This is a genomic window from Sulfuritalea sp. (assembly GCF_031426875.1).
Classification (GTDB): Bacteria; Pseudomonadota; Gammaproteobacteria; order Burkholderiales; family Rhodocyclaceae; genus Sulfuritalea.
This window is the reverse complement of the sequence record NZ_JASJPC010000066.1, coordinates 44,437-56,466: the sequence shown is the minus strand read 5'-3', so window position 1 is coordinate 56,466 and position 12,030 is coordinate 44,437. Positions and strand designations below refer to the sequence as shown.

Here is a 12,030-nt window from a genome sequence, read left to right as displayed (position 1 = left end):
AGACTCCGTAGTTGTCATAGGAACAGGCCATCTCGCACTGCAGACAGCCGGTGCATTTGTTGGCGTCGATGTGCAACGATTTTTGCATTTCCAACCTCCTGTTTGATTCGAATATTCTTGGACTGAATCGTGTCCCTGTTCAGCATGCGACAGGACAATTGCCATTCGCAATTCGCATGCCATGTCTTTATCCGCGGTAACTTTGTATTTCGGCATCCTGCTGCATAACTGTCGCAGCAAAACGCTACAACTGTCGCAAAGCGAGACAGTACCGTCTCAGAAAATTGCCAGTAATCGGTCAACAAGGAAAAGGTGCATTCCCTGTAGGAGCGAGCTTGCTCGCGATAAGCCGTTGTCGCGAGCAAGCTCGCTCCTACATCCATCGGTTTCAACATGTCTGCGTACCAGGTCCCGGCAGACACTCAGCTTCACGGCTGACGATGCTGCACGCCGTGCCGCAGCATGATGGCCTTCAGGGTTCCGTCAGCCATCAGTTCGTTGATCGCCGCCTGCAGCGCTTGCGCCAGATCGTCGCTCTGCTTCTTTACGGCAAGGCCCAGCGGCCATTGGCGTTTCTGCAGGATCGGGTGCGGCGGCAAATCGATGGCCATGCGCGCATCGCCCTTGAGGCCGCCTTCGAGTTCGCCCTGTTGCGCCAACACCGCGGCGACTGCGCCTGCCTTCAAGGCGGCCACCGCCTCGCCGGCGGTACGAAAGGTCTTGATGGTATTGCGATAGCGTCCGTTATCGGCGGAAAGCATGACGCTGGCCGCTAGGGTATCGCCCTCGATGCCGAGCGGGAGTTTTTCGAAGGGCTCGAAACCGTCCAGCGTCGGCAGCTTGTCGAGTTGGCGTGCGATCGCATAGCGTTCCCGGTGATAGGGCGCAAAGAACTTGACCCGGTCCACCTTGGCCATGTAGGCCGGATCGATCGGCGCATGCATCATCACGTCGGCCGGTCCGTAGCCGAGATAGTGGCCCTTCCAGACCATGTTGCGCAGGTCGTCCTCCATGTTCTCGTCGGCATCGAACCACAGCGGCGACATCTTGACGCCGAGCTTTGCCGCCAGCGCCTCGGCGAGATCGACATCAACACCGCGGCCGTCATGCGAGAAGGGCGCGAAATTCCTGTAGAGCGCCACCTTGAGCACGCCGCTTTGCCGGATCTTCTCCAGCGCGGAGAGTTCCTCGGCGTATGCCAGCGGCACGGCAATGAACGCAAACATACCAAACGCTGCAACGGCAGGAATACCCTGCAGAAAACTTCGCCAAGCGACAACAAGCCATCGAATCATGGTGACACCCTCCTCGGTTCTATTGTTTTGCCGCCGGGCGACGGTTGCAACGGGCTAGACCCGGACGGAGCGGGCGCAACCAGGCTGTCGGAGCTGTCGAGCATGGCACGGATGGCGTTGCAACGGGCTAGGCCCGGACGGAGCGGGCGCAACGGGCGCAGCGGACGCTGCGGCATCAATTTGCGCCGGCCATGATCCACTTGATCAGCGACTTCAGGTCATATTCAGGCACGCTGTCCATCGGCGGCATCGGCACCTTGCCCCAGGTTCCCGACCCGCCTTTCTTGACCTTGGCCAGCAGCTTGGCTTCGGCATTTTTGTCCTTCGCATATTTCTTGGCCACTTCGCGGTAGGCCGGCCCGACACCGCGCGCGTCGACCGCGTGGCAAGACAGGCAATTCGACTTCTTGGCCAGCGCCTCCATCTCATTCACCGGTGCCGTTTCCACCTCATGCCGGGTGTCGAGATAGGAACGGATGGCCCAGATCGCTTCCTGCGACAGAATGCCTTCGAAGGGCGGCATGTACACCGCACCGTTGCGCACCTTGCCGCGCATCACGGAATCCCGGAAATAGATGTCGGTCTCCTTGTCCAGGTCGAGCTTGCGCAGATCCGGCGCAATGCCGCCGCTGATGGCTTCCAGGCCGTGGCAGCGCGCGCAGTTCTGGTTATACGCCGAGGTGCCGATACGAATGGCCTCCTTGTCGCCGCGAAAGGGATTTTCGTCCCGTTTCTGCTCGCCCAGCGGCTTCAGGGTGCTGACGTCGACCGCCTGCGGCGTCACGTCGCCATGGGCCAGGGCCATCGGCGAAAACACCGCGCCGGCCGCCAGCGCCAGCGTGGTGAAAAATCGAATCCTTGCGTGCATGTATGGTTTCCTCCAGGAGTAATTGGCCTCGCTTGTGCCGGAACTTGGTCGGCACTGAATCGTTCTGAGAGAGCACTTAGCGTGCCAAAGGGGGGCCCGGGTGCGCAATGTTCTGATTCAAAATGATCCGAAACCGCAGGCACGAAACCTGCACACAGCCTGTTCTGGTTCTCGACATGGGCTGTCGCAAGTTGAAACATCGGATGTATCATTACCGGCCAAGTAGCACATATGGTGCGTTCCAAGAAAACGACACCGACAGCTTTGCGCGCTCCTGGAGCGCAGCGGGGCCGGAGCGAGGAGATCGGTCCATGAAACAAACCAATAATCATGGCGGGCTGGGGTTCACCGCAGCGGCCCGCGCGCGCGACGTGGTGCGCAACGCCGGGTCCGTTCCTGCCGGACTGCTGCCCTCGGCAATCGAAATGTCATGGGCGCGCTGCCTCGATTACGGGCTGGACAGCGACCAGGGCGCCGAGTTCGATCCGCTGGCACGCGTGCTGCTGGCTGAACAGATGGAAAAAAGCCGTCACCTGCTGACCCATGCCCAACCGGTGATGGACGTGCTCTTCGAACAGATCGTCGACACCCAGAACGTGGTGGTACTGGCCAACAACGCCGGTTACATTCTGCACAGCTGCGGCGATCCGGAGTTCCTGACGCAGGCGGAAAAGGTCGCCCTGGCGCCGGGCGTCGAATGGTCCGAAGCCAATCGCGGCACCAATGCGATAGGCACCGCGCTGGCCATGGGCATGCCGGTCGTGGTCAATGGCGGCCAGCACTTTCTTGCGGCCAATCGCTTCCTGACCTGTTCCGCCTCGCCGATCTACGATCCCCACGGACAGTTGACCGGCGTTCTCGATGTGTCCGGCGATCACCGCAGTTCGAACCGCCACACCATTGCCCTGGTACGCATGTCGGTGCAGATGATCGAGAACCGCATGTTCGCGGCTGCCTTCAACGAAATGCTGACCCTGCGCTTCCACGCCCGGCCGGAGTTCGTCGGCACGCTGTGCGAAGGCATGGCCGCCTTTGCCGACGACGGCACCCTGCTCTCGGCGAACCGCAATGCCTGCTTCCAGTTCGGCCAGCACCTGGAGCAGTTGCGCGGCGCCAACTTCAGCGCGCTGTTCGGGCAACCGATCAGCCGCCTGCTCGACCACTTGCTGGTACGCCCGCAGGATTCGATGGCCCTCACCCTGAGTACCGGTGTTCGCGTCCAGGCGCGCGCCGATTTTCGTCCTTCGCACCTGCGTCGGCATTCGCGACTGGCCATCGCGAGCCAACCCGGCACCAATCAAGTCACCCATGCAACGGAAGTCTTGGCGCCGTCGGCCATAAGCACCGCCCGCCGCGACTGCCCCATGGATCGACTGCAGACCGGCGACCCGCAGATCAATGCCGTGGTCAGCAAGGTCAAGAAGGTGATCGGCAAGGACATCCCGATCCTGATCCAGGGTGAAACCGGCACCGGCAAGGAACTGCTGGCGAACGCGATTCATTGTGTCGGGCCGCGCGCGGCCAAGGCCTTCGTCGCGGTCAACTGCGCCGCCATCCCCGAGGGCCTGATCGAGTCGGAACTGTTCGGCTACGAGGACGGGGCATTCACCGGCGCCCGGCGCAAGGGCAGCATAGGCCGCATCCTCCAGGCCGACGGCGGCACGCTGTTCCTCGACGAAATCGGCGACATGCCGCTGTCTTTGCAGGCGCGCCTGCTGCGCGTGCTGCAGGAACGCGTGGTGGTGCCGCTGGGCAGCGCGAAGTCCTACCCGGTGAACATCGCCGTGATCTGCGCCACCCACCGCCGCATCCGCGACAGCGTCAGCAGCGGCCTGTTCCGCGAAGACCTGTATTTCAGACTCAACGGCCTGACCGTCATGTTGCCGCCGCTGCGCGCGCGCACCGACCTCGACGCCCTGGTTGGCTCGCTGCTCAGGGAACTCGGCGGCGAGCACCCGCCGTCGCTCGATCCCGAAGTACTCGAACTATTCCGCCGGCATCCCTGGCCCGGCAACCTGCGCCAGTTGTCGAACCTGTTGCGCACGGCAGTGGTCATGGCGGAAGGCGAATCGACCATCCGCCGCGAACACCTGCCCGACGACTTCGTCGAAGACATCGAGCAGATTCTGGTCGCCGTGCCGACCGCGGAAGCCGCCCCGCCGGCGCCAGAGACTGCCGGCGCCGTCTCGCCAGCGCCAACTTTCGCGCAGCATCCGGCGCAGCATCCGGCGCAGCCACCCGAAGCCGGCGCCGGACGCCTGCAGGATCTGGCGCTGCAAGCCATCCGCGATGCGCTCGCGCGCAGCGGCGGCAACATCTCGGGCGCCGCCCGCGAGCTCGGCGTCAGCCGCAGCACCCTCTACCGCAAACTGCACGGCTGAGAGTCGGCCTTGCAAGGCCCGGCCGGCTGACCGGCTATGGCATGTTCATTGCTGAAATCACTGCCAGGGCGATGGCAGAAGCATGAAGTGTCCAACAATGATGCATAAGCGCACAGGCTTTGCTTCATTTGTCGACACCTGACCGCAAGTTCTGATCGACTGACGGGCCGTTCGCCCGAACAATCGATCGGCGTCGCTGCTTTGAAAACCTGATCGATACGATACCAATCAAAGGAGACGACAGAATGAAGAGTTTGAACGCACTTGCCATAAGCATATCCGTGCTGGGAGCCCTGGCCACCTATCTTGCGCTGGGCCCGCTGGGCGGCGTGTACCTGATCTGGGCGGCGTTCGTTGCCTGGGGTGCGTTCTATGCCCTTGGCGCCGATGTCGCGGCGCTGCAGAAGCTGGTCATCTGCGGGATCTTCGGCGCGCTGGTGGCCTGGGTCGTGGCCGTGGTGATCCTGACCGTGCCGCTGGCAGCTTCCCTGGGCCTGCCGCTGTGGGCCGCGCTGGTGGTCGGGGCAGGCGTCGTGGTGGTAGTGCTGGCCGCCAACTTTCCGGCACTGGCGACCATTCCCGCCACCGTGTTCGGGTTCGCCTCGTCGTTTGCCTACCTGCTGCAAACCCCCGACGTGCTGAAGCCCGACGTGCTGCTGTCGCTGAGCCTGAAGAATTCACTCGTCGTCATTTCGCTGTCGCTGGTGGCCGGCGGCCTCTTCGGCCTGCTCTCGGCGCGCTGGGGTGCGGCCATGACGAAGTCCTGAGCATCAGCTCAGCAAGCCTGTTGCTCAGGGCATGAAAAGGCCGGGGCTTGCCCCGGCCTTTTTCGTCATGATTTTCATGATTCGGCTGCCGGCGATCGCCGTCCCGGCGCGACGGGCTTAGGATTTGCTCGAATCCGGGCACCGTTAACCCTGTTTGCGCTTGTTGCGCGATTGCCGCCGTGGTGACTTCATCTTCCGCAAATTTCAAACCTGCTGCCGACCTGATGCTTGCCGTCCTGTTGTCGACGATGGTGCCGTCCCTTGCCGCGGCAGCCGACATCGAAGCACCGACGGTCGAGGTGGTCGGCCTCTCGCCGATCAAGGGCCTCGAACAGCCCCGCGACGAGGTGCCGGCCCATGTCCAGTCGCTCGGCACGCGGGTGCTCAGGGAAAACAGGCTGCAGCCTCTGCCCGAACTGCTGGGCAGCCGCATCTCCGGCATCAATGTCAATGAGATACAGGGCAATCCCTACCAGGCCGATGTGAACTTCCGCGGCTTCAGCGCCAGTCCGCTGCTGGGAACGCCGCAGGGGATATCGGTGTATCAGGATGGCGTGCGCATCAACGAGCCCTTCGGCGATACCGTGAACTGGGATCTGGTGCCGCGCGCGGCGGTCAGTTCGATCGACCTGATTCCGGGGTCGAACCCGCTGTTCGGCCTCAACACCCTGGGCGGCGCGCTGTCGATTCGCACCAAGGACGGTTTCGCCAACCCCGGCGCCGCGCTGATGGCCGGCGGCGGCAGTTTCGGCCGGCGCGAACTCGAAGCGGAATACGGCGCCAAGCGCGGCGACCTCGCTTTGTTCGCGGCCGGCTCGACCTTCCGCGAAGACGGCTGGCGCGACTTCTCGCCTTCCCGGGTAGCCCAGTCCTTCCTCAAGCTGTCGCAGCAGCGCGGCCCACTGGAATGGGATCTCGCCTACACCCACGCCGATACCGACCTGGTCGGCAACGGCCTGTTGCCCGAGTCGATGCTGCAGGCGCGGCGCCAGGGCATTTTCACCAAGCCCGACAACACGCGCCACCGCCTGCACCTGCTGAGTCTTGGCGCCAGCTACTGGCTCGACGACAAGGCGCGCCTCACCGGCACGCTCTACCATCGCAGCAACCGGGTGCGAACCCTGAACGGCGACGCCAACGATGCCTTCGAAGGCGATGCCGCCCTCGACGGTAGCGCCGGCGCCAACGGCGGCCTGGGCTTCAACACCGACACCGCGGCCAGCAACCGCACCGCGACCGAGCAGCGCGGCTGGGGCGGCGCCCTGCAGTGGTCGCGGATCGACGACAACAACCATGTGGCTTTCGGCCTGACCGCGGATTTCGGCAGCTCGACATTCCAGCAGACCACCGAACTCGGCATTTTCGACAGCCAGCGCGGCGTCACTTCCAGCGGCGCCGGCGAGCTCGCGAACAATCGCCTGAACGGAAAATCGCGCAGTTGGGGCCTGTTCGCCACCGACACTTACAAGCCATGGGCCGATCTGGCGATCACGACCTCGCTGCGCCTGAACCAGACCCGCGTCACGACCCAGGATGAACTCCGGGCGGCGGCGCCCAATCTCGACGGCGACCACCTCTACACCAAGCTGAATCCGGCCTTCGGCGCGACCTGGACGCTGGCGCCCGGCTTCTCGCTGTTTGCCAATGCGGCCCAGGGCAACCGTGCGCCGAGCCCGATCGAACTCGGTTGCGCCGATCGGGCAAATCCCTGCTCGCTGCCCAACGCCATGCAGGCCGATCCCTTCCTCGATCAAGTGGTGACGCAGACTTTCGAAGCCGGCGCGCGCGGCAAGACCGGCAGGCTGCGCTGGAACGCGACCCTGTTCCGTGCCGACAACCGCGACGACATCCTTTTCGTCGGCACCTCGACCAGCCAGGGCTACTTCACCAATTTCGGCCGCACGCGCCGCGAGGGCATCGAGCTCGGCGCCGCCGCCGAAATCGGCGCGCTCTCCTTGCGCGCCGACTACGGCTACGTCAAGGCCAGCTATCAGTCGGCGGCCTGCTTGCTCGCGGCAAACAACAGCACGCGCGGCCAGACCGCGGCCTGCACGGCCGGCGGCCAGGACGACGAAATCCTGGTGCAGGCCGGCAACCGGATCCCCGGCATCCCGCTGCACAGCCTCAAGCTCGGCGCCGACTGGCATGCGAGTACGGACTGGACCCTGTCCGCCGACCTCGTCGCCTATTCCAGCCAATACCTGCGCGGCAACGAGAACAACGCCCATCAGCCCGGCGCCACCGCCGACCTTCTCGGCGGCGGACCGCGCAACTTCCTCGGCGCCGGCACCGCGCCGGGCTACGCCGTGCTGAATCTTGCAACCCGGGTCAAGCTCGACTCGCGCTGGCAGCTTTCGGCACGGATCAACAATCTGCTCGACCGGCGCTATGCCACGGCGGGCGCCCTGGCCGAAAATCCCTTCAATGCCGCCGGCGTGTTCCAGACCAATTCGGACGACTGGACGCGGGAAAGCTTCTACGCCCCGGGCGCGCCGCGAAGTATATTTATTGCAGTCAATCTCAGCCTCGACTGAGTCCACCAAGGAGCCCGCATGAAGCCCCGCCACCTCGCTGTCCTGCTTTCGATGTTCGCTGCCACGGCAGCCGGCGCCGAGAGCTATACCATCGACTCGCGCCACACCTTTCCCGTCTTCGAGGTCAGCCACTACGGCTTCTCGCTGCAGCGCGGGCGCTTCAACAAGCTGGCCGGCAAGCTGGAACTGGACCCCGGCGCGAAGAGAGGCTCGGTCGAGATCACCATCGACATGACGTCGGTGGACATGGGTTTCGAGGACTGGAACAAGCAGATGCGCGGCGAGCGTTTCTTCCAGACCGACAAGTTTCCGCAGGCGCGCTTCGTCGCCCGCGACTTCGCCTTCGACGCCGACCAGCCGGCCCCGATCGGCGGCGAACTGACCCTGCTCGGCGTGACCCGCAGCGTCCAGCTCAAGGTTGGCCAGTGGCGTTGCGCCAAGCATCCGATACTGCCGCGCCAGCTTTGCGGCGCCGATCTGGAGACCGCCATCAAGCGCTCCGATTTCGGCATGACTGCCAACCTGCCCGGCATTGCCGACGACGTAAGGATTACGATTCCGGTCGAAGCTCTCAAGGACTCCTGATGAAACTCAAACCGCCCCGCCCCGCCCGCCGGCTGTTCGCTGCCCTCGGGCTGATCCTCGCGCTACCGGCTGTTGCCGCCGGCGGCGTCGCCTATGTCAGCAACCAGAAGGGCAATGTCACCACCATCGATCTGGACAGCTTCGAAACTGTCGGCGAAATCGACGTCGGCGGCGCCTCGCCGCGCGGCCTAGGCGTCACCGCCGACGGCAAGCTGCTGGTGGTCGCGGCGCGCGACAAGGGCGATCTCGCCGTGGTCGAGCTCGCGACCGGCAAAGTCCTCAAGCGCATTGCTATCGGCAAGAACCCGGAGTTCGTCCGCGTCCGTGGCGACCAGGCTTTCGTCTCCTTCGAACCGGCCTCGGCCGGCGGTCCGCCGCCCAAGCCGGGCTCGAAGGAAGCCGTGGAACTCAAGCAGAAGCGCACCGACGACAAGGAGGAGCCGGCGCGGATTGCGATCGTCGACCTCAAGGCCGGCAGGAAAATCGCCGAGATCACCGGCGGCATGGAAACCGAAGGCATCGAGTTCTCCGCCGACGGCAACAAGATCATCGTCACCAACGAATCCGACAACAATCTGACAGTGCATGACATCGCCAGCGGCAAGCTGCTCCAGACCATCGACACCAAGCCTTACGGCAGCCGGCCGCGCGGCATCAAGATGGCACCCGACGGCAAGTCCTACGTCGCCACCATCGAGTTCGGCAACAAGCTGGTGGTGCTCGACGCCGGGTTCAACGTGGTCAAGGTGGTGGCGACCGGCGACACGCCCTACGGCGTGGCCTTCGGCCGCGGCGGCAGCCGCCTTTATGTCGCGCTGGCCAAGGGCAAGGCGCTGCAGGTGTTCGACGCCGCAAGCCTCGTCAGCATCGCCGAATACCCGATCGGCGACCGCTGCTGGCATTTCAGCTTCACGCCCGACGACAGGCACATCCTGCTCGCCTGCGGCCGCTCCAACGACGTGATCGTGCTCGATGCCGCCAGCGGCAAGCTCGTCAAGCGCATCGCCGACAAGCAGATGCCCTGGGGCATCGTCACTTATCCGAAATCCTTCGGCAGCCTCGATACGCCCTGAGACACAGGCGGCCCAAGAGTTGGCGCTGACAGCACGGCGCCGCGCTCACTCTATGGTCAAGATGGGCAGCCAATGGCTGCGCGGATCGCCCGGCGTCAGGTCGGCCGCGCGAATCGGCCGCAGGCGCCGCTCGACAGGAACGCTGTCCGGGGTGATGAAGGGGTCCATGTCGACATCATGCAAGCGGCCGACGATGCCGCCGCGCCCGGTCAGCTCCATGCGGTAGTAGAGGCCGTTGAAGGGATCGATGTGCAGCGATTTCGGCGCGGTACGCATGAACAGCAAGGCATATTCGAGCGGCACCAGGTCATCGGCGCTGATCAACTGCGCCTCGCGCTCGACCGGGAAATGGCATAGTCGCTGCCGCGGCCCGGTCAGGCAACGAAACGGGCGCATGGCGAGAAAGTATTCTTCCAGCGTTTCGGCCATGGCGATGCTGAAACGGGTCCGCCCCGCCGCCTCGGGCGTGAACACGATGGTGCCGATGCGCTGCCGCTCGCCCTCGGCATTGCTCAGCCAGATGCCGCGACTACCCGACAGCTCGGCGGCCAAGCCCGTCAGCGACGCCAGCATGGGGGCCAGCAGGATCAGCACGTAGCGCAGCTTCATGGTTCGACCGCCTTTCCGATCACAGGCAAAGAAAAAAGGCCGGCGGCAACTTGCGCTGCGCCGGCCTTTGAATGAGGCAATCCGCATTCTCGAACGGATCACATCAGGAGGAGCCCATGCTGCCCTACTTGCCGCTCTTGTGCAGCTTGAAGACCCACATCGAACCACCCTGGTTCAGATAGTTGACCTTCTTCGCCACGTCCCCGCCCCACAGCGGAACCGCACCACCCCAACCCGAAGCGACGCCGATGTACTGCTCGCCATCCTGTTCCCAGCTGATCGGCGGTGCCACGATGCCGGTACCCACATTGAATGACCAGACTTCCTTGCCGGTCTTGGCGTCGGCCGCCTTGAGGAATCCTTCCGGCGTGCCCCAGAACACCAGGCCGCCCTTGGTCGTCATCACGCCACCCCACAGCGGAGCGTTGTTCTTGACTTCCCAGACGATCTTGCCGGTGGCCGGATCGACCGCACGCATGGCGCCGATGTAGTCGCCGCCGATTTCCTTCGGATCCAGCGTCTTGATGGTGAAGCCGGCGCCGAGATAGGCCGCGCCCTTCTTGTAGCTGACCGGCTCGTTCCAGATTTCCATGCCCCATTCGTTGGCCGGCACGTAGAAGTAGCCGGTATCCGGGCTGTAAGCCATCGGCATCTGGTTCTTGCCGCCGAGGAAGGACGGCACGGAGAATACGGAGGTACCCTTCTTGCCGTCGGCGCTCTTGGCCGGATCGCCGGGACGGTTGGCCGCATCGAACTTGGGCCGGCCATTCTCGTCGAGGCCGGTGGCCCAGGTGATCTTCTTGACGAAGGGGAAGCCCTTCTGGAACTTGCCGGTCTTGGCATCGAGCACATAGAAGAAGCCGTTGCGGTCGGCCTTGCCGCCCAGATGCTTGCCGTCCTTGCTCTTGAAGGTGACGAACTCGTTGACGCCGTCATAGTCCCAGCCGTCGTTCGGCGTGCCCTGGAAGTGCCAGACGATCTTGCCGGTGGCGACGTCGATGGCCACGGTGGAGCAGGAATACAGGTTGTCGCCGGGACGCAGCGCGCTGTTCCACGGCGCCGGGTTGCCGGTGCCGAAATAGGCCAGGCCGGTTTCGGAATCGTAGGTGCCGCCGAGCCAGGTCGCGGCGCCGCCGGTCTTCCACAGGTCGCCGGGCCAGGTCGCGTTGGTGGTGCCGGAGATACCGTTTTCCTTGCCGTCCTTCATGCCCATGTGGCCTTCGACCGTCGGGCGCACCCAGACCAGCTTGCCGGTCTTGGCATCGCGCGCCTCGACGCGGCCGATGACGCCGAACTCGCCGCCCGAGACGCCGGTAAGGACCAGTCCCTTGGCGATGATCGGCGCCGCGGTGGCGGAGTAGCCGGCCGAGTATTCGTCGATCTTTTCCTTCCACACCACCTTGCCGCTGTCCTGGTTCAGCGCCACCAGTTGTGCATCCAGCGTGGCGAAGATCACCAGGTTGTCATAGAGCGCCGCGCCGCGGTTGACCACGTCGCAGCAGGGCATGATGCCGTCGGGCAGACGGTGCTCGTATTGCCACAACTTCTTGCCGGTCTTGGCGTCGAGGGCGAACAGGCGGGAGTAGGAACCCGTCACGAACATCTTGCCGTTGTGGATCACCGGTTGCGATTCCTGGCCGCGCTGCTTCTCGCCGCCGAAGGAGAAAGACCATGCAGGCACCAGGTCCTTGACGGTCTTGGTGTTGATCTTGGCCAGCGGGCTGTAGCGCTGGCCCTGGGTGCCGAGGCCCCAGGACAAGACGTCGCCGGTGGTCTTCGCATCGCTTTCGATATCTTTGTCGGTGACCGCGGCGAATACCGGTGCCGTTGCCAGGGTCATCAGGGCGCTGGCAACCAGCACCGACGTCAGGGTACGTTTCATCAAATCTACCTCCTGCCAAGTGTTTTATTGATCATC

General features: G+C 64.1%; 10 protein-coding genes. 5 read left to right on the top strand and 5 right to left on the bottom strand.

The genetic code is table 11. The features are described 5' to 3' along the window. The 3 genes from RMO95_RS22440 to pedF form a co-directional block, all read right to left on the bottom strand. Positions 1–88 (bottom strand): 4Fe-4S binding protein (locus RMO95_RS22440; protein ID WP_310452922.1); only part of this gene is annotated, 88 nt, incomplete at its 3' end. 340 nt (positions 89–428) lie between these two features. Continuing rightward, positions 429–1,226 (bottom strand): transporter substrate-binding domain-containing protein, encoded by a 798-nt coding sequence (locus tag RMO95_RS22435; protein WP_310452919.1) that lies wholly within the window; start codon positions 1,224–1,226, stop codon positions 429–431. Positions 1,227–1,470: 244 nt separating this feature from the next. After that, positions 1,471–2,163, bottom strand: a complete 693-nt coding sequence (gene pedF, locus RMO95_RS22430; RefSeq protein WP_310452918.1) for a cytochrome c-550 PedF — start codon at positions 2,161–2,163, stop codon at positions 1,471–1,473. Between the two features lie 311 nt (positions 2,164–2,474). Here pedF and RMO95_RS22425 point away from each other — a divergent pair, with 311 nt between their 5' ends. From RMO95_RS22425 to RMO95_RS22405, 5 genes are all read left to right on the top strand, one after another. After that, on the top strand, positions 2,475–4,544 hold the full coding sequence (locus RMO95_RS22425; RefSeq protein ID WP_310452917.1) for a sigma-54-dependent Fis family transcriptional regulator: 2,070 nt from the start codon (positions 2,475–2,477) through the stop codon (positions 4,542–4,544). A 245-nt stretch (positions 4,545–4,789) separates the two neighbouring features. Then, positions 4,790–5,311 (top strand): DUF1097 domain-containing protein, encoded by a 522-nt coding sequence (locus RMO95_RS22420; RefSeq protein WP_310452916.1) that lies wholly within the window; start codon positions 4,790–4,792, stop codon positions 5,309–5,311. Positions 5,312–5,535: 224 nt separating this feature from the next. Continuing rightward, positions 5,536–7,845, top strand: coding sequence for a TonB-dependent receptor (locus RMO95_RS22415; protein WP_310452915.1), 2,310 nt, complete (start codon positions 5,536–5,538; stop codon positions 7,843–7,845). 18 nt (positions 7,846–7,863) lie between these two features. Beyond that, positions 7,864–8,430, top strand: a complete 567-nt coding sequence (locus RMO95_RS22410) for a YceI family protein (protein ID WP_310452914.1) — start codon at positions 7,864–7,866, stop codon at positions 8,428–8,430. Next, on the top strand, positions 8,430–9,503 hold the full coding sequence (locus RMO95_RS22405; RefSeq protein ID WP_310452913.1) for a hypothetical protein: 1,074 nt from the start codon (positions 8,430–8,432) through the stop codon (positions 9,501–9,503). Before RMO95_RS22410 ends, RMO95_RS22405 begins: the two co-directional genes overlap by 1 nt. 45 nt (positions 9,504–9,548) lie before the next feature. On the opposite strand, the gene RMO95_RS22400 is transcribed toward RMO95_RS22405, so the two are convergent. Together RMO95_RS22400 and RMO95_RS22395 are read right to left on the bottom strand one after the other, a co-directional pair. Next, positions 9,549–10,112: a hypothetical protein gene (locus RMO95_RS22400; protein ID WP_310452912.1), complete on the bottom strand. Its 564-nt coding sequence runs from the start codon at positions 10,110–10,112 to the stop codon at positions 9,549–9,551. A gap of 124 nt (positions 10,113–10,236) precedes the next feature. After that, a complete protein-coding gene (locus tag RMO95_RS22395; protein WP_310452911.1) occupies positions 10,237–11,994 on the bottom strand; it encodes a PQQ-dependent methanol/ethanol family dehydrogenase in 1,758 nt (585 codons plus the stop codon). Between the last annotated feature and the right edge of the window lie 36 nt (positions 11,995–12,030).